Annotated in this window: 21 protein-coding genes; 2 read left to right on the top strand and 19 right to left on the bottom strand. The window is 59.5% G+C overall.

What is annotated here, in order from left to right; genetic code table 11:
* Positions 1-84 precede the first annotated feature (84 nt).
* A complete protein-coding gene (locus tag GRI58_RS15275) occupies positions 85-735 on the top strand; it encodes a PIN domain-containing protein (protein ID WP_160754480.1) in 651 nt (216 codons plus the stop codon).
* A gap of 16 nt (positions 736-751) precedes the next feature.
* Here GRI58_RS15275 and GRI58_RS15885 read toward each other — a convergent pair whose 3' ends face one another.
* The 12 genes from GRI58_RS15885 to GRI58_RS15215 form a co-directional block, all read right to left on the bottom strand.
* Positions 752-1,453, bottom strand: coding sequence for an RES domain-containing protein (locus tag GRI58_RS15885; RefSeq protein WP_202387016.1), 702 nt, complete (start codon positions 1,451-1,453; stop codon positions 752-754).
* Positions 1,440-1,871, bottom strand: a complete 432-nt coding sequence (locus GRI58_RS15265; RefSeq protein ID WP_160754479.1) for an antitoxin Xre-like helix-turn-helix domain-containing protein — start codon at positions 1,869-1,871, stop codon at positions 1,440-1,442. The genes GRI58_RS15885 and GRI58_RS15265 overlap by 14 nt, the downstream gene beginning before the upstream one ends.
* A 75-nt stretch (positions 1,872-1,946) precedes the next feature.
* Complete coding sequence (locus tag GRI58_RS15260) at positions 1,947-3,689, bottom strand: relaxase/mobilization nuclease domain-containing protein (RefSeq protein WP_160754478.1); 1,743 nt, start codon at positions 3,687-3,689, stop codon at positions 1,947-1,949.
* A gap of 240 nt (positions 3,690-3,929) precedes the next feature.
* Positions 3,930-4,544, bottom strand: coding sequence for a lytic transglycosylase domain-containing protein (locus GRI58_RS15255; RefSeq protein ID WP_474093469.1), 615 nt, complete (start codon positions 4,542-4,544; stop codon positions 3,930-3,932).
* Between the two features lie 69 nt (positions 4,545-4,613).
* Entirely contained in the window at positions 4,614-4,946 is a 333-nt protein-coding gene (locus tag GRI58_RS15250) for a DUF736 domain-containing protein (protein WP_160754476.1), read from the bottom strand.
* Positions 4,943-5,524, bottom strand: coding sequence for a S26 family signal peptidase (locus GRI58_RS15245; RefSeq protein WP_160754475.1), 582 nt, complete (start codon positions 5,522-5,524; stop codon positions 4,943-4,945). Before GRI58_RS15245 ends, GRI58_RS15250 begins: the two co-directional genes overlap by 4 nt.
* A complete protein-coding gene (locus GRI58_RS15240; protein ID WP_160754474.1) occupies positions 5,521-6,204 on the bottom strand; it encodes a DUF2840 domain-containing protein in 684 nt (227 codons plus the stop codon). The genes GRI58_RS15245 and GRI58_RS15240 overlap by 4 nt, the downstream gene beginning before the upstream one ends.
* A complete protein-coding gene (locus tag GRI58_RS15235) occupies positions 6,204-7,085 on the bottom strand; it encodes a replication initiator protein A (protein WP_160754473.1) in 882 nt (293 codons plus the stop codon). The genes GRI58_RS15240 and GRI58_RS15235 overlap by 1 nt, the downstream gene beginning before the upstream one ends.
* 11 nt (positions 7,086-7,096) lie before the next feature.
* Positions 7,097-7,366: a helix-turn-helix transcriptional regulator gene (locus GRI58_RS15230; RefSeq protein ID WP_160754472.1), complete on the bottom strand. Its 270-nt coding sequence runs from the start codon at positions 7,364-7,366 to the stop codon at positions 7,097-7,099.
* Between the two features lie 112 nt (positions 7,367-7,478).
* Positions 7,479-8,015, bottom strand: coding sequence for a DNA -binding domain-containing protein (locus GRI58_RS15225; RefSeq protein WP_160754471.1), 537 nt, complete (start codon positions 8,013-8,015; stop codon positions 7,479-7,481).
* A 22-nt stretch (positions 8,016-8,037) separates the two neighbouring features.
* Entirely contained in the window at positions 8,038-8,292 is a 255-nt protein-coding gene (locus GRI58_RS15220; protein WP_160754470.1) for a transcriptional regulator domain-containing protein, read from the bottom strand.
* 149 nt (positions 8,293-8,441) lie between these two features.
* Positions 8,442-8,696 carry a DNA -binding domain-containing protein gene (locus GRI58_RS15215; RefSeq protein WP_160754469.1) on the bottom strand — a complete coding sequence of 85 codons (255 nt, stop codon included), beginning with the start codon at positions 8,694-8,696 and terminating at the stop codon, positions 8,442-8,444.
* Positions 8,697-8,936: 240 nt separating this feature from the next.
* Here GRI58_RS15215 and GRI58_RS15210 point away from each other — a divergent pair, with 240 nt between their 5' ends.
* Positions 8,937-9,152 (top strand): helix-turn-helix domain-containing protein, encoded by a 216-nt coding sequence (locus GRI58_RS15210; protein WP_160754468.1) that lies wholly within the window; start codon positions 8,937-8,939, stop codon positions 9,150-9,152.
* A gap of 75 nt (positions 9,153-9,227) precedes the next feature.
* Here the strand turns inward: GRI58_RS15210 and GRI58_RS15205 are convergent, their stop codons facing one another.
* The 7 genes from GRI58_RS15205 to GRI58_RS15175 form a co-directional block, all read right to left on the bottom strand.
* Positions 9,228-10,469 (bottom strand): M48 family metalloprotease, encoded by a 1,242-nt coding sequence (locus tag GRI58_RS15205; RefSeq protein WP_160754467.1) that lies wholly within the window; start codon positions 10,467-10,469, stop codon positions 9,228-9,230.
* 213 nt (positions 10,470-10,682) lie between these two features.
* Positions 10,683-11,006 (bottom strand): DUF736 domain-containing protein, encoded by a 324-nt coding sequence (locus GRI58_RS15200; protein WP_160754466.1) that lies wholly within the window; start codon positions 11,004-11,006, stop codon positions 10,683-10,685.
* Between the two features lie 546 nt (positions 11,007-11,552).
* On the bottom strand, positions 11,553-11,972 hold the full coding sequence (locus GRI58_RS15195) for a hypothetical protein (RefSeq protein WP_160754465.1): 420 nt from the start codon (positions 11,970-11,972) through the stop codon (positions 11,553-11,555).
* Between the two features lie 153 nt (positions 11,973-12,125).
* Complete coding sequence (locus GRI58_RS15190; RefSeq protein ID WP_160754464.1) at positions 12,126-13,934, bottom strand: ParB/RepB/Spo0J family partition protein; 1,809 nt, start codon at positions 13,932-13,934, stop codon at positions 12,126-12,128.
* Between the two features lie 125 nt (positions 13,935-14,059).
* Entirely contained in the window at positions 14,060-14,470 is a 411-nt protein-coding gene (locus GRI58_RS15185; protein ID WP_160754463.1) for a DUF2958 domain-containing protein, read from the bottom strand.
* 14 nt (positions 14,471-14,484) lie between these two features.
* A complete protein-coding gene (locus GRI58_RS15180) occupies positions 14,485-14,703 on the bottom strand; it encodes a hypothetical protein (RefSeq protein WP_160754462.1) in 219 nt (72 codons plus the stop codon).
* Positions 14,700-15,680, bottom strand: coding sequence for an ArdC family protein (locus tag GRI58_RS15175; RefSeq protein WP_160754461.1), 981 nt, complete (start codon positions 15,678-15,680; stop codon positions 14,700-14,702). Before GRI58_RS15175 ends, GRI58_RS15180 begins: the two co-directional genes overlap by 4 nt.
* Positions 15,681-16,187: the final 507 nt, after the last annotated feature.

Here is a 16,187-nt window from a genome sequence, read left to right as displayed (position 1 = left end):
AATTAGCCTTCCTCATCGTCGCCTCCTGTCCTCAAATTTAGGAAAGAAGACGTCCACAAATCTAGGGGCTATTCATTCGCACTGTTGAGGCTGGAGACATTCGGCGAAGAGAACAAAGGGCTTGTGCTCTGTGTTGCTCCTGACAAGGGTTGGGTGGAATTCGCCGCAAAGTCAGATCATCTCGTCTGCGTGGACAGGCTGGAACACGCCCTCGCACTTTTCAACGCAGCAGATCAAAACCTCGCTGACGTCGTTGTGCAGCGTTGGCGGGACAGCGAAGGTGGTGACTTTATCGAAGCGATTTCAAACGCCTTCGAATATCGCCTCGATGATCTGGATTTCGGTGTAGACGGACATTCTGATGTGGAATTTGAGGCGGAGCCGCTCGGTGCGGTGCTTCAGCTTGTAAATCCACAAAGCATCGGCCAGCCAACGGTTATCGCAGTCGATGGTGAGACAGTGACTTTTACAGTGGGCCTCGAGGCATGTGTCGGCTTCGAGGCATCCTTCAATTTCTTCGTCGAAGACAGCGTTGATCGAGACTACGTCCACCTTGGTTCAGAAGAAGCTTATATTGAAGATACACTTCCCTTTGAACTTACGATTACGGCCGATAGATCTCTAGACGATGGCATCGTTTTCCACGAAGTGGAGGTCTCAAAAAAGCGGATCGATGTAAATTTTGGATATGTCGATGCCTTTCCAAACGAAAATCCTCATCATGAAAAATATTGATTTGCGCGATGCGATCTTAAAGCGCTTCCCATTCGTATTTCGCCGATCCTGACCACGTCAGCCGATACATCGCGCCTTGCACAACCGACTGCACTACATTGGGCCATAACGCGGCAATGCAGGTGCCATCCGGATGCCGGACCGATGGGTAAATGATCCCATTATGCCCTTCGGCACGCGCTTGGGCTGCCAGCAGGTTGCCTGCCGGATAGCCCACAGCCGAATCAGGATTCAGCCCCGTGTGGTCAGGCGTATCGCGCAGATCGATGAACACCCCAGCCATGCTGGCAAGCATCTCTCCATATTCAACAGAGGTGTTGAAATCACCGACATTGGCAAGCTCATTTGTCAGATGATGGCCAACCTCGGCGATGCAGGTTTCGACGGCGAGCGCAGCATACCAGGCCCCGCGATTGGCCGGGTTAAAACGCATCGGCTCGCGCGGCTTGGCGTAGGCGAAGCTGGCGTTGATGAACTTGGCATGCGGCACCCCATGAACAAGCTCATCGGCGGTCAGCGCTCCAAGCCCGCGATCCTCCGCAATCAGACGGCCACTGGTTGCGCCTTCAATCTCGGCCAGCAAAGCAAGCTCATCCGCATCATCCGCTAAAGGCAACATGACAGGATCGCGCAGCCTGGCGCTTGAAACGAGCCTGATGGTGCGCGGGAAGGCCTCTCGCACCAGTGGCAATTCGTTCGATGCCTCAGAACCCGCCACGAAGCGCGTCGATATATTGCCTTGTCTCGATCATGCGCGGGATACCGCCTTCAATCATAGCCTGAACGGGCGTGCGCCGGTCAAAGATCGGACCGCGATTGGCGAGCTTGGGCCAGCGGTCAGCCATATCGTCCGCGAACAGCAGATGGAGCCCCTTGAACACCCCGATCAGGGCTGAGGCCCGGGTTAGCTGATCCTGGCTAAGCGAGCCTTCCCAGCTCCCCGCCTTCATCCGGTCCCACGTGCTTTCCGACACCCCGAGCAGCGCCGCGCCTTCTGCATTGCTGCCGCTCCAAGCATCGACGAGGCGCAGCACGGCCTTGACGGCAGCGCCGGTCAGACGGCGGCGATCATCGTCACCGGCAAAGGTCTGCAATCCGCTGGGAACATGTGTGTGATCAAATGCCGCGCTTGCCATATCGCATCTCCTGATGCGCATATATGCATCACGTGGTGCTTTTGTCAAGATTTGGGTCATTTGCACAATGCCTCGTCAGATTGCCGGACCGCGTGAGCGAGCAAAGCTCCAGTCGATCCCGCCGCGCTCATTCATCCGGCCAGAGACTACTTGACCAAGGTGACGCTCCAGATCCTGCCGCCAGGGGACGAGCTGGAACCCGGAACCATTATCAATCATGGCAAAGCGGCCCGATGCGAGTGTCACCCTCTCGCGGTAAGTGCCGACGATATGTTCACCTTCGTTGACTGGCTGGGACATAAGGCCGTGCCGCTTGGCGAGCGCCTCGCCAGCTTCTGCTAATTCCCGTTCGCGCAATGTGTCGAGCAGGTTGCTGGCGAAAACGATCCGCTGCCCCTGCCGCTTTGCCAGCCCCTGTTCGCTCAGCACATCTGACCGCTCTGCCAGCGCCACGCGCACTTCGCTGCCAAAACCATCAGTCAGAGCTTGTGGCTTGGGCGACACCAGTTGCCGATCGAGCCAGGTTGCGCCGCGCGAATGTATCTGACTTTCAATCGCCACATCCGAACGAACAAGCAGGCTTGCCTGCTCTCTGCCCTTGCGATCGGTCCATGCGCTGAGTTCGACGATTGCGCCAAGTGAAGCGTCACCAGTGCGATCCAGATCGGGAAAGCGCAGATGGTGTGTTTGGCCGTCCAGGCCGTCAACGATCGCATATGCACTGCCCGAGAGCTCATCATGCAATCCGCGCTCGACCAGCCTGCCAATGACCGGCTCACCGGGAAGGTCTGTGTGAAGGGCAAAGCGTGATGGATCGACCATCGTGCCCTGACCCCTCATGGCGCGGTGCATGGTCTTGATGATGTCGCCGCGATCACCCAGTTCGCGCAGTGTGGGCTCGATGCCCGCGCTCAGTGTCCAACTGGCCGGACCGACTTGCTGCGCCAGACCCATCCGTTCCAGCTTCTGGGCGCGGCCAATCAGCAGGGTCCGGTCTCTTCTCGCAGCGCCATCCGCTTCTGGGAGAAGGTCGATTGAACCCAGATCATCGCTCATCCGCTGGAGCCGCCGGTCGAGATCGGTCCAGCGTTCGGCATCGACTTCGCGGCGAAGGGCATTGTCGATCTCGCGCTCACTGCGCGGTCCAAGTTCTATGGTGACGCGCTCTTCGGCGCGTCCGCGCATTCCTTCGCTGATATAGGAACGGTCGATCACCAGATCCTTGCCGTCAGAGGCGACGCCCCGCACCAGCACATGGATATGCGGATTGTCGGTGTTCCAGTGATCAACCGCGACCCAATCAAGCGTGGTATCAAGATCGCGCGCCGCATCATCCATCAGCTCGCGGGTGAAGGCCCGTAGGTCGGCCATCTCGCTCGCATCTTCGGGCGAGACGATGAACCGAAAATGATGCCGGTCATCTTCACAGCGCGCAGCAAAGGTATCGCCATCGACCTGATCGGACGTGGCATCGAACAGTCTGCCTTTCGCTCCATCACGGGTGACCCCGTCGCGTTCGAGATAGGCGGCATGGCGCGCAAGCGGCGCAGAGCGAAAACTGGCACCCCGGTGGCGAACGACACGGGCCTTGATGATGACCCGCCGCTGAGAAGCGCTGCGGCGGCGCTGGAGGGCGGCGCGCTTGCCCCGCCCCAGATGTCCCGTCCCCTTCCCGGAATTGCCACGGCGCAGCGGCGCATATCCAGCCCGGCGCGAGGCCTGAAGCACCTTGCCGACCAGCGTGTTCGCTTTGCGGTAAAAGCGCGCGCCGCTGTCGCGAGAGCGTCCCGGGCGGATGTCGAAATCATCGTCAGCCATGAGGCTGCGACCAAGGCGATGGCGCATTCACCATTGAAATTACGTGATAAATTGAGGGAAGCGACGGCAGGGCATGTTCAAAGACGGCGCATATTCCTTCGCAAAACCAACCACATGCAGTCCGGCCGACGGCGCTGCTTTTATCTCGCCATCCTCTCTTTCCCTTTCCGACTATCCTGCACCCTTCCGCCCAAACTTCGCTGATCTGCGAAGGGGTGCGCCAAGGAACGATCTGAAGGATCATTGGTCTGAGACCGCCGATACCGGCGCGAAAAGATCGTGCGATGGATGATCTGGCCGGACAAACGGGCTGGCCGGGAGGTTCGCCAGTTCGGTTTCATTTTCAATGATCGCGTTTGATTGACCCGCAATTTCCGGGAGGCTGGAAGTGTCTGCCATTTGCATCGGCGCTGCGGCAAACAGGCTTGGTTGTTGCAGATGGGGCGCGATCATTGCGACATAGTTCTGTGTCTCGCGCGGCAGCGAGCGGCGACCATCAAGCCAAGCCTCATAGCGGCCCGGCCCAGCATTATAGGCAGCAAGGAATCCTTGCGCGCCATACCGATCATACATTTCACGGAGGTAAGACGTGCCTGCGAGAATGTTGTCGCGCGGGTCGAACGGATCGCCGCCAAGCCCAAACCGGGCGCGCTGGCGCGCCCAGGTTCCGGGCATCAACTGCATCAGGCCCATCGCACCAGCTGACGAAACCGCGCGGGTCCGGCCCGCGCTTTCGATGCGGATGACAGCATAGATCCAGCGCTCGGGGATGCCGAAGCGCTGTGACGCTTCGGCGACATGGGCTGCGATCGTGATGCGCTGGGACTGCACTTGCTGTGCACTATCTTGAGCCAAGGCAGGTCTAGGAATGAGCAGCGCGCCAGCAAGAAGCGCTGCAATTGAACTGTGAGTGCGAAACATTGGTCAGTTCGCAGCTTCGCGGCGCGATGGGCGAGACCACATCAACACATGGCTGCCATTATCGGCTTGAAACAGGTTCGCGCGTAGCGGCTGCGTGAAGGCGGGATCATCGATCAGCAGCGCAACATAGGACCCCGCCTTTTCGCCGACGCGCTTCCAGCCAGCGCCAACCTCGTGCGCTTCGCCGCCTTCGCCGGCCATCACGCGGTAATCAGGCGCATTCTCTGTTTCGCTCGGCTCGGCATCGACAATTGCAAGAATGGTGCTCAGCGTGAGTGTGTGAAGCTGTCCCTCAAAGCCATTTGAGGTCGCGGTGAAAGTACCAATGCATGTCATGGATTGTCTCCTGTGGTGGTTAAAGAGTTGTCGGGAATGGGCGGCTCGGCGAACCAGACATGCTCGCTGCTGCCTGCTTCATCGGTCCACACGGGGATCGCGCGCCCGATAATCCGGCCCCGCTTGACGGGACCGAAGTAGCGTCCGTCGAAACTGCCCGGAGCGGACAGGTTCATGACGAAGATCTCGTCTTCGGCGATTGTCTGACAGCCCTGCCAAATCGGCAGGGGACGACCAGCGCTGTCAGATTCGCGCGCATGGCCAACAAGTTTGCCGCCGATGGTGATGCTGGTGCCGGTGCGGCAGACGGTCTCTCCGCTGAGCGCCGCAACCTCTTTCAGCAGCGGAACGCCCGAAGGGAGATAGCCGCGCTCTGCGAGATAATCGCGCAAGGCAGGCGGTGGATCGATGGCGACCCGCTCATCCACATGCAGGCCGCTCTGGCCGCGAATAAGGTACAGCCCTGTCGGCACGCTTGCTGTCGCGTTCCACACCAGAACCCAGGAAAATGGCAGCGCGGCGCTGAGCAGTGCCGCCACGATCACGCCGCCTGCCAGGATGACAAACCGCTTCCTCATGGCAGCAGCCTCCGGCGATTCAGCCAGACCTGATGACGCGCAGGCGAATAGCTGCGCGGCTGCACGCCCGCTGCAAGCCGATTGTGGATGTGCCGCCAGTGATCGGGTGCGGCTTCACACGGATCGATATCCGCTTGCTCGATTGCATCGATGAAGGCGAAGACCTGCCTGACCTTCGGCCAGCCCTGCACGGACAGCAGCAGTTCACCGCCAGGATCGACTTGCGGGAGCGTGGTATAGGCCTCGCCCTTGCTGACAGCCCGCACGATCTGAAGCGTCGAGCGGATTGTTCCGTAATCATTCGATGCCCAGCGCACCAAGGCGAAGAGTTGACCTGGCGCGTAACTTTCGACGCGACTGGTTCGATCAATGATCTTGCTTGCGACCGGCTTGCCGAAACGCAGCCAGTCTTCGCGAACTCCCTGTCGCCAAGTGAGCGTGATATGGGTGAGCGGTGGATCATCAGAAACGGGGCGATTGCCGCCCGTCGGCGGCGGCGCTGCGGCGCTTGTCCACCGGCCTTCCGGCGTTAGCAGGAATCTATTTGATTCCTTGTTAGGATTGTTAAGGGACGCGCAAGCCCAGCATTTCTGCGGCTTTGAGCGCCAATCAGGTTCCCGATAGTCCGAACTTTCGGTTCCTGATCGACCGAGTCCTGCGGTTCCTGATAGACCGAACATCACACCCTCTTATCCACAGGGGCCATGCCGATCCGCCGCATGGCGAGATCCAAGCTGTCGGTAGGCAGGGCGACGAAGTTCAGCCGCTCGCGGCCCAGCGCATGTTCGAGCGACAGACTATAGCCGGGCAAGGGCTGGCGGCGGACAATGTCGCGCATCTCGAATGCAAAGCGCTTGAGCGGAGAAAGAGCGCCGGACTTCAGATGGAGATGGGCGATGTCAAAGCTCCACCCGCCCTTTTGTTTGCCGCCATGCTTGCGCACGATGCGGTAGAGCCAGCGTTCAAGTCCGCCGGTCAAAGCAAAATACGTCGGATCAATGGTGAGCACGAGCGCGCGGTCGAGCACGCCCTCATAGAACCAGTCTGGCACGATCATCTCTATGCCGTAGGCACGGCCCGTACCGTCGACGCATTCGCGCCATTCATTGATCCAGGAAAAGCGGTGCCGCCGCCGCGCATTGGGCTGGCGGATCGAAGTGGCAATGGTCGTTGATTGCAGCCGGTCGAGCGCGGCCTTCAAGCGCTCATATCCGGCCTTACCAGTGCCACGCCGGGTAAAGGCGAGGATTTCATGAGGGGTGGCCGAGATGAGCCGCGAAGTCGGGCGGCCCGCATCGCAGGCTTCCACGATCTGGCTGGCGATCCAGATTAGAACGTCAGCGTCCCAGATGGTCGCCATACCGTGCTCGGCGGTCGCTTCGACCATGATCGAGACTGCACCCATGCGAAAATCGATCGGGCGCACCCGCTTCGATTTGGCGAGGCTGAAGAAAGGCCAGGCCATCAAATCCTGCGCATCGCGCGCGGCAATGCCGCTGCCTGCGGGCACGAACAGATCAAGCTGTTCGGCATTGCTACCAAATGTTTGACGGGTGCGCATCTGGGGAAGCCTCAGCGGCGCACTGGACCGTTGTCAGGAAGGCGCTTGGCCGGGTGGACAGTGCCGCGCCCCGGATCGCTGGTGGAACGGCGCAGGCCGAGTTCGGCCCATGCATCAAGGTCTGAGATCGAATAGACGATCCTCCCGCCAAGTTTGCGGTAGACTGGGCCAGTGCCGAAACAGCGGTGCTTCTCAAGCGTCCTTGCCGAAAGGCCAAGATGCACGGCGGCATCGGGAGTGCGCACATAGCGCGGACGAACAGGTGCAGGAACGGCGTCCATTGGGTGTCTCCGCTGATTGATGGGTGCAGCGGCAAGCCGCAGCAACTTGCAGCGGGTGATGGCGGAGGAACTGCGGCGGCAGGGAGTGGCTCAAAACGCTACCGCGTGATTGTCACTCCGGCAGCTGAGCTGCGCTGAAGCCGGGCAATTGCAGATAGCCGCCGGCAATCCGGGATTTGGCCTCACCTATGAGGCGTAAGGTCTGACGCTTTTCATTTGCGCCCTTCCATTCAGCCCCTGTGAGCAGCTTGTTGCGCGGAAAGATCAGAGAGAAAGCGATGTTTCGGGCACTTGCCCCAGCACGCCGCGCATCGGCAATCGCGAGGAGGAGTGTGAGGCGGTGTCGCTGATAGGGCGTCGGCGAAAAGGGATTGGGCGTTCGAAAGCGCGGCGAACGACGCAAGGCTTTCAGATAAAACAAGTTTGCTTCCGACCGAAGCAAAGCGAGATTGTCATCGGGAATGTGGAATACCGAGTTGGGGCCAACTGATTGATCCGGTATCCATAGGCGGAAACGGGTCGTTCCGATCCGGCCGACCAAATGGCGGCCATCCGCGCATAGGCGGCAATCAACAGTGCTCCATCTCTTGTGCTGGATTGGCTGCTTCGAGTTCAATCCTTCGTTGTAGATGAGGGTCGTTCCCAGCACTTGGTGCGACCAATGCGCCGGTTCATTGATCGGCGATGCTACGGGATCGCAGGGGAAAGCAAAGGCCCCATCGCCGAGCCAAGCCCTCCTGTTCTTCTTTCGCAGTGTCCGGGGCATCGGCAATCCGCGCCTTCGTGTCTGCATGGTCGCGCTGATAAACGGGATTGCGGCGCAGAAATTCCTGCGCGAAATCCGCATAGTCATGGGTCTTGTAGCGTTCGGCGAATTCAGGCGATCGCCATGACGTTTCTTCCGACATCCCGACCTCCAAATCCATTGGGCATGATGGCCAATTTCAAGGTGGTGTCGGGAGTGTGGAAACAACAAGCCACCAATATTGCAGGAAATTATCCGCGTGGCGGTGCAAGTTAGGGGTGGGAGTTTTACTTAAGAGTTGCGCGGTTCAGTGATGGCATATGCTGCAATTTACTGGCCAGTTAACTGCCTGTAACCACTACGCGCCATCCATTGGGCACGCACCAGATGAGCGACGTGGACTTGGTGAGCACGCGCCGGCTCTTGCTCTGCATCGATCCCGAAGACAATCTTGGTAACTTCACGCCAGTCTGCGCCTTCAGCAGCGGCATCCAGCAAGCGTAGATAGGTCACGAAATGCCGTTCGTCATACGCGGTGACGGTATCAGCTTCGGGCGGTCTGTCCTCAAAGTTAGCGGAGTTCATGTTGTTCGCAACCAAGTTCGATTCGTCTTTTTGTTGACGCAACTTACCATGATTTCAGTTTCAATCAGATGCCATTGTCATTGCCCCATAGTGAGCAGGGCGATATTCGCGAATGGGGACAAGTGCAGGCTGGAGCCGCCCATCCAATTTACCCCAATATCGCAATGATTTGGCAGCAAGGTCAGTCATGCAGAGTATACTCCGTGGTTAAATACTCTGCAATACCGCTGAGTCGTGGCGATGACACTTCGCCAAACCTTTGCCATGAATTTGCGGCGCTACAGGCAAGCCGCTGGTTTGTCGCAAGAGGATCTGGCGCACCGTGCGGAAATCGACCGCACCTATGTCAGCAGCCTTGAGCGCTGCCAGTATGCTGCCACGCTCGATATTATCGAGCGCCTTGCCCGCGAGCTGAATGTTGATCCGGCCGAATTGTTGCGCGATCCGTCAGGCTAGGACAAGCGAAATGGCCGGTCGCTTCGGTGTGTTCGCAATCGATTTCAATAGGATGCTTCGCCCAGATAATGGCAATTACCGCGTGGTGTCGGGATCGCGATTCGGGAAAAATCCGAGGATCCGCGGTCGGCCGCATTCAGATACGCTAAGTCGAATGCGTTCACGCGGTGTTTTACCCTTCGATTTTAGGCTCTGGAGGTTCGTGAGCGCCGCCAAGCCTAAGCCATGGCAGATGAGATCGATAGCTCGGAGCGCCAGTGGAAGGATTTTTCCTGAATTGTGATACTGTGCGTGCATGATGAGCACCGTGCGAATGCGTTGGGCGCGCTCTTGAGCGCTGGGATGTGTGAAGCTCATCGCGCCAGCGTGCTCATCATAAACTTCGTAGCAGGCGTCGAGAACCTCAACGCTTTTCAGGAAAATGTAGGGGGCGAGAAAGGTGAAAGCGTTCGACGCTTCGAGCCGGATCATCGTCTGGTTCGTTACAGTAGCCCCAACGGAATCAGCGGCGAACTCATCTTTTTGCGAATAGACTGCGGCGTCGAGTTCCTCAATCCCTTCCACGGAGACTTGGCGTGTCTCGTCGGATTCGAGATGGCCAAGATGCAGGTGCCCCAATTCGTGAGCGATCGGGAACATGTTGAGTGCATTGGTCAGGAGCAACGCCAACTCGAACGATTCAACCGTGGGTAGCCAAGGCTCGCTCGCTCGCGGAGTGCCCTTGAGAACCGTCGAGCAGAAGAGATCAGCTGCGCGCTTCTGTATATCATCACTCTGCACGTTACCCGCAATTTTTGCAGGGTCGAGATCCACCTCGCCCGTCGCCATGTTGTCGCGGACAAGACACTCGGCGACGAGCTTGCCGACCGAATTGCAGAAAACCGTGAGGTCGGAATCGATGAAGACGTGATAGTATTTTTCATCCCAGGTATTAGTGGCGCAAAGCGCATTCACCTGGCCCGAAGCGAGTGACGAAACGAGGAGTTTGCGTCCGCCGGTGCTCATTCCGGCGCTACTCATTGTCTTCGTTAACATCTCCACAAGATCGTTAGATGCCCGACGCACATCGGGCTCGTCGAACTCACTGACCTTTTCGAGCTTCGGATGATTGAACATTCGCTCCGTAATGTCCTGATCCACGCCCGCATCCAAAGCGAGCTGAAGCAGCCCTTTGCGGTAATCCGGGTCCATATCTTCCGTGCCCGCATTTCGCGCGACAGCCGCCATTAGTGTCTCAGCTTGGCGCTTCTGTATGGAATGCGCCCAATCGATCGCACCCTGTAATTCAGTTGCCTCATCGACATCCATCTTTTCCATGCTGCGGGCTTAACAGGAATTGAGGCCAAAATAGAATAGCGCTGTCGGCTTACGAACATTCGAATTCATACGGCGAACGACTAACTTTGAGAGACGGAACTGCCACAAGTTAGTCTGCTGCTATTGCTTTGATTGGAAGCAGAAGCCCTGTGATCTCAATGATTTTAAAACGAAAGCCCCGCCCGGAATTGTCGGACGGGGCGCTCGCGGTGCTCAGTCGCCATTGACCTTGCGGCTGCGGGTCCAGATGAGGCTGAAGCTTTCGCCGTCTTCATCGTCAAACAGGTTGGCATAGATCGGAGCAACGAAGCTCGGATCGTCCAGCTTGACCGAGAGGTAGTCGCGACCTTCCTGGCTCTGCTTGGTCCAGACGGCCCCGATTTCGGCGCGGCCCACGAAAACCCGGTGGGATGGGGCGTTCTCGCTGGTGGTTTCGGTTTCGGCAATGATGCGCACATTTTGCTGCTGCACGCTCATGGTGACGATTTCGCCCTTGTAGCCGGTGCCCGATTTGGTGAAGTTTCCGATATTGGCCATGATAGTAGTTCCTTTGCTGTTTCGAGCCTGCGCCCATCGCAGCCTCGATGGCTGGACAAAGGCGGCTGTGCGGGACTGGCGCATCCCGTAGGGACCGCAGCGACAGCGGAGGATTGCAGCGGGCGCGGCTATTTTGCTTCGCGATGCAAAGAGCGTGTCAACGCTCGGCGGAAAATAGCCGCGCCCGCGCGATTGCGCCTTAAGTCACGCAAGGGCGAAGCCCGTCCGCCGCCAGACAGGCCATTTACGAGGCAGCTGGTGGGTTAGCCTTGAAACCTGCGGGAACGAAGATTGTCATATGGACCGGTATCAAAACACCATACGGGCATTGGTTGCAGATATGGCGATCACCTTGAGCGCGCGCATTGTTTGAATTGCGATCTTGCCAGACCGCCAGCGGGGACGCTCTGGCCAGAGTATTCTGGTGTGACAATGGGAATGCCGCCCGCGCAAGCGCATGTTGGACGCTCCAACTCGTCGGATCGATCCTCAAGATCGCTTCCGCCACCCGATCCGCACCGTTTTGCTGATGAGAGCGATGCTAGATCATACCTTGGACGCAGCATCGCCCCAATTGAGGATACGCAGCCCCGCAGCGCCTCCGATCAATGCTGCCGAGGCGAGGCTGAGCAGGATTGTGATGATCCCGCCCGGAAGCATTGCCACTGCCAGACCATGCGCGGCATAATATCCGGCGATCGCAGCAGACAGAGCAAACAGTCCGGCAATTGCGGCGCGAAGCACAATCGACCGCGACCTGGCGCGGAGATGAGCAAGGACCAGCGCGAAGAAAGCTGCGCCAAGCCCCGCCGCTGCGGCTGAGGTCCATGTAGCACCTGCCTGCCATATCGATTGGGCGGCAGCGCCGCCAACCCACAACGGCAGAGCGTAGATCGCGAGCGAGAAGAGCAGCCGCGCGCAGAGCGCGGCAGCGAAGAGAACAAGCAAGGCGGCGATGACAATCATGGGGCGTCCTTTCGCGGGACAATTCCCGCCAGACGCACCTGCCTCCTCCACCATGGTGCAAATTTCAGAAGGCCTCCATAATACGGCAATCGGCCCGCAGACACAATTGGGGCAGCGGGCTTGCCCTGCTGCCCCAATTGCAGGGTATGCCGATCATGCCGCCAATGGTTCGGCTTCGCTTGGCTCAACCGCCTTGGCAGTTTCGTCGCAAGGCACTTCTGGCTCCACAATTTCCGCCTGCTCGGCCTCGTCGCTCTCGATCATCCAGCGCGCCCGCTCGGCAGCGGCGACCGTGGCGACACCGCCGCGCGCCGTATAGGCCGAGGGCGGGAAGGCCATCCAGCGCGGCACCCAGCGCTCGATGCGCGGCCTGTCATTCTCGCCGGTAAAGTGATCGGCAATCACGCCCTTGATGACGCTGCCCTTCTCCTTGGCATTGGCGCCGACGACAGCCTCGCCGCCAACTTCGGCCAGAATAGCGCTCATCACTTCGCGGTCGCGGATCAGGTCGAAGAAGGCCTCATCCACCTGCCAGTAGTCGGCCATATCCACGCTAAGGTGATCGCCGAGATATTCGACGCAATCGCTGCCAATGGCGAGCGTTTCGGCCATGACCATCGCCATTGCCTGCATGACAGTGTCATCGTCCAGCGCAATCAGCCGATGCAGAATCGGAACGACATCGGAGCCGTAGCGATCCTGACAGATCGCCTCGCGCTCGCTCTCGAACCCAAGCAGCACCAGCATGGCGCGGCGGCGTTCGGCAAAGCCCCGCGCCGCAGAACTTGCCCCAAGGCTCGCGGCAATGTTCTCGTTGCGGCTATGCGTATCGGCAGGCTTCACGCTCCATAGCGGCGAGCCGCAAATGGCATGGGCCACCATGATCCGCAGCGCCAGCCAAGGCTCACCTGCAACCGCCTGCCGCAAGGCGGCATGGCGGTGGAGATCGACATAGTTTGTCATTGCAGCGGTCAGTTCAGGCCGAGACGGTTTGGCATCTGCGCAGTCAACGCCGCGCTTCGATGCTGCCTGCGCCTCGCGGCGGGTGATATAGCCCTCATGGACGATCACCTCACCATTGTGGCGCAGCTGGATATAGACACGCCCGCCCTTGCGCTTGGAGGCGTGTTCATACTCCCAAGTGGAGAAATGCTCGATGGGCGGGACAATCACCACGTCGCTCCAGCCAGCCTCAAGATATGCTGCCTTGCACGCCTCGACCTCGGCCATTTGCGCTGCCCAGAAGGCATCACTATCGGCAAAATAGCCTTCCTCCCCGAACAGGTCAGCAATGATCTGACCCGAATAGGCCTCTAGGTCGAACAAGGCGACGCCAGTTGCAATCGATGCGCCGCCAAACAGCCATGATTTGAGCTGACTGCCACGCGGTGCATAGGCTTCGGCATCCTCAAACAGCGCCAGCCATGCCTTTTGCTGCGCCTTGCTGGCCAATGTCAGGTGCTTGATCGTTGCGGCATCCACTTCCTCGGCGCGAAAGGCCTCGCGGATGCGCGGCAAGAGATTGCCCAGCGCAAGGATGCGTTTGACCTGCAATTCGGTAAGCGCAAAGGTGGCGGCAATATCCTCGACACTCCGCCCTTCCTTCACAAGACGGGTATAGCTTTCCCACTGTGTCACCTGATCGGGGTCTTGGCGTAGCAGGTTTTCGATCATCGAGATTTCCAGCGCCTCGGCATCATCGCCTTCGCCCAGCACGATGCAGGGCAGGCTGCGGTCTTCCTCGCATTCCTTCGCCGCCTCGACGCTGGCGAAATAGCGCCGCTTGCCTGCCAGAATCTCGAAATGGTCGGGCGAGCCATTCGCCCGCACGAATAGAGGCGAGAGCACACCGCGCTTCTTGATCGAAGGCAGAATGTCGCTGATTTCGGGGGTCTTGCGGCCGCGCCGCATATTGACCTTGGAAATGGATAGATGAGTGAGCGGGATATGTTTGATTTGCATGGGTCTTACTCCTTGATTGTCTCGGGATGGGTGGCCCCGCCTCCCTCCCCCTTTTTGCGGGGGGCATTGGGGGAGGAAGGCGGGGCCGGTGTTTCCGCGCTCGACGGGAAAGAGCGCGGAAGGCTTCAACCGCCGCCAGATGGGCAGAGCGGCGGTGAAGGTCTTTGCTCGCAGGCCAGCTTTTGCGCGGCCCGTGTGAGATGGTCGGGATGCTCGGTGATCTGGCCGCAGGCTCTTGCCGCCTCGGCATAAACACCAATTGAATTGCTTGCCGAAAAGGACATGTCGCGCTCGATGGACAGCCCCAAGGGAAGCCGCACCGCTGCGATTTCAGAAAGACTGGCGCTGCCCAGTTCTGGGCAGCCAAAGCCGAGATCGCACAGGCCGAACAGAATATCACCGTCCTCATCCAGTTCGGAGAACAGCCAGGTCGCCGCGCCAACCGGATTGAAGAACTTGACCACAGGCATGTGATCGCCCTCGGTCCTGCCATTGGCCAACAGGCGGGAACGCAGAGATTGGGTAAGCAGGTTCATCGCAGTGGCTCCTGTCAGAACATTTCAAGCTGGTTGCGGGCGTTGGTATCGAACAGCCCAAGATCGGCGGCGCGCTGCACCCTGGTGGGCAGCATCGGCGCATTGGCGAGCACGGCGAGCCGGTCGCCCAGCGTCACCGGCACCATACCGGGCACCAAGGTCTGGACACCGGCAATCGTGTCCTCCGCTTCAAGCTGGGTGATTTGGCCCCTTGGGCTTGGCAGGCGGCTCATGCCGCCTGCTCCACTGAAAGGCTGGCGGAGCGTTGCAGCAAATGCTCCGCCGCCTTGCTCGCCTGACTTGCGGCCTTGAAGATCGCGCGATTGTCGGCCCGCAGCACCGTCAGCCAAGAGCCGAGATAGTCCGCATGGCGCACGGTCGGCTCAATGCCGAGAGCCGCACACAGGAACGCCGAGGCCAGTTCCGCCACCAGTTCCTCGCGGGCATAGGCAGCAGAACCAAAGCCGCCGGTCTGGCCGCGGTCTAGACGCGAACGATGGCCGGTCCAGTGGCCGAGTTCATGCAAAGCGGTGCGGTAGTAATCGATCTGGTGATGAAACGCAGGTTGCGGCGGGACCATCACGAAATCCGCTGCGGGTGAATAATAGGCCCTCTCGCCGCCTATCCGATAATCCGCACCCGTGGCGGAAATCAAATCTTCTGCAGCTTGGTGCAACTCGCGGTCGGGCGGCGGCGCTGGCTCACTAACCAGCCCATCGGGCAAGCCATCACATTGCGAAGCATTGAACACGGTAAAGCGCTTCAAGAACGGAATTGAGCACTTATCTTCGCCGCTCTCGGCCTGCTCGCTCCCCTGTCCGCCTGCATCGCCCTTCGGCGTGAAGCGGTCCGCATAGAAAACCGTGCGCCCACGCTCACCCTTGCGGACGCATCCGCCTGCGGCCTGCGCCTGACGAAAGGTCAACCAATCCTGCGAGGCATAGCCGCCCTCGATGACAGCGCCCCACAGAACTAAGATATTGATTCCTGAATAGGGCCGTTTGGTCACCGCATTGCGCGGCAGGCCAAGCGAAGCCTTGGCCTTGCTCCACGGCCTGACCCAAGGAAAAACGCCAGCCTCTAGCTGCTCGATAATGGTGGCGGTCACATCATCATAAAGCGATGCGCGGGAACCCTCCCCGCGCGCGGCGCAGCGCGCCGCCCTTTTGCCCTTGCCACCTGCACCAACCTTCGAAACTCCACGCGCCATCTTCGCCTCCCGAACTGCCCAAAACCGCACACCGGCCCCGGAGAGGCGGGGTGGGCGGCAGAGGCGACCAGAGAGGCGCGGGGCGGACAGTCGCACCCGCAGGGCTGCAACGCAGTGGAGGACCCGGACCAACGGGGAGGGTTGCGACTGGCCGAACCGTGCCTAGACGGAAGCGTCGACCACCCCGTCTCTTCGTGGCCGACACAAATGCGCCGGCGCTTCAGCGCCGACCGCCAGCAAAACTGCTCGTGACGCGAGTCAGTCGAGCGACCAGCGAGATGCTAAAGCCAAATGATGCGCACCCTGAATGGAGGCGTGTGCGGCAAGTGCCAGGGATCAGTCGCGCGGACGGGGCCTGTCGTCCGGCGATCTGATCCTTCCGCCTTTGCAAGCTGAAATCAGAGTGCGTGCGGGGCAGAGAACAAGAATTGCCGCACCCTCAGCAACCATTAGCAGGATCTAGGTTTTGTGATCCAGGGCTGGTCGCGTTTCACGACTGTGTTTGCG

Origin of the sequence: Qipengyuania algicida (assembly GCF_009828025.1) — a bacterium.
In the GTDB taxonomy this organism is placed as follows: domain Bacteria; phylum Pseudomonadota; class Alphaproteobacteria; order Sphingomonadales; family Sphingomonadaceae; genus Qipengyuania; species Qipengyuania algicida.
Note: the sequence above shows the minus strand (reverse complement) of the source record. Positions and strands in the feature narration are given on the sequence as shown.

Bases quoted from the DNA above. Each gene is read 5' to 3' on its own strand.
- GRI58_RS15210 (WP_160754468.1), top strand. From the start codon at position 8,937: ATGACACTTCGCCAAACCTTTGCCATGAATTTGCGGCGCTACAGGCAA.
- GRI58_RS15230 (WP_160754472.1), bottom strand. From the start codon at position 7,366: ATGGACGCCGTTCCTGCACCTGTTCGTCCGCGCTATGTGCGCACTCCC.
- GRI58_RS15260 (WP_160754478.1), bottom strand. From the start codon at position 3,689: ATGGCTGACGATGATTTCGACATCCGCCCGGGACGCTCTCGCGACAGC.
- GRI58_RS15195 (WP_160754465.1), bottom strand. From the start codon at position 11,972: ATGATTGTCATCGCCGCCTTGCTTGTTCTCTTCGCTGCCGCGCTCTGC.
- GRI58_RS15205 (WP_160754467.1), bottom strand. From the start codon at position 10,469: ATGGAAAAGATGGATGTCGATGAGGCAACTGAATTACAGGGTGCGATC.
- GRI58_RS15185 (WP_160754463.1), bottom strand. From the start codon at position 14,470: ATGAACCTGCTTACCCAATCTCTGCGTTCCCGCCTGTTGGCCAATGGC.
- GRI58_RS15235 (WP_160754473.1), bottom strand. From the start codon at position 7,085: ATGCGCACCCGTCAAACATTTGGTAGCAATGCCGAACAGCTTGATCTG.
- GRI58_RS15215 (WP_160754469.1), bottom strand. From the start codon at position 8,696: ATGAACTCCGCTAACTTTGAGGACAGACCGCCCGAAGCTGATACCGTC.
- GRI58_RS15200 (WP_160754466.1), bottom strand. From the start codon at position 11,006: ATGGCCAATATCGGAAACTTCACCAAATCGGGCACCGGCTACAAGGGC.
- GRI58_RS15220 (WP_160754470.1), bottom strand. From the start codon at position 8,292: ATGGATTTGGAGGTCGGGATGTCGGAAGAAACGTCATGGCGATCGCCT.
- GRI58_RS15265 (WP_160754479.1), bottom strand. From the start codon at position 1,871: ATGGCAAGCGCGGCATTTGATCACACACATGTTCCCAGCGGATTGCAG.
- GRI58_RS15175 (WP_160754461.1), bottom strand. From the start codon at position 15,680: ATGGCGCGTGGAGTTTCGAAGGTTGGTGCAGGTGGCAAGGGCAAAAGG.
- GRI58_RS15250 (WP_160754476.1), bottom strand. From the start codon at position 4,946: ATGACATGCATTGGTACTTTCACCGCGACCTCAAATGGCTTTGAGGGA.
- GRI58_RS15240 (WP_160754474.1), bottom strand. From the start codon at position 6,204: ATGTTCGGTCTATCAGGAACCGCAGGACTCGGTCGATCAGGAACCGAA.
- GRI58_RS15245 (WP_160754475.1), bottom strand. From the start codon at position 5,524: ATGAGGAAGCGGTTTGTCATCCTGGCAGGCGGCGTGATCGTGGCGGCA.
- GRI58_RS15190 (WP_160754464.1), bottom strand. From the start codon at position 13,934: ATGCAAATCAAACATATCCCGCTCACTCATCTATCCATTTCCAAGGTC.
- GRI58_RS15180 (WP_160754462.1), bottom strand. From the start codon at position 14,703: ATGAGCCGCCTGCCAAGCCCAAGGGGCCAAATCACCCAGCTTGAAGCG.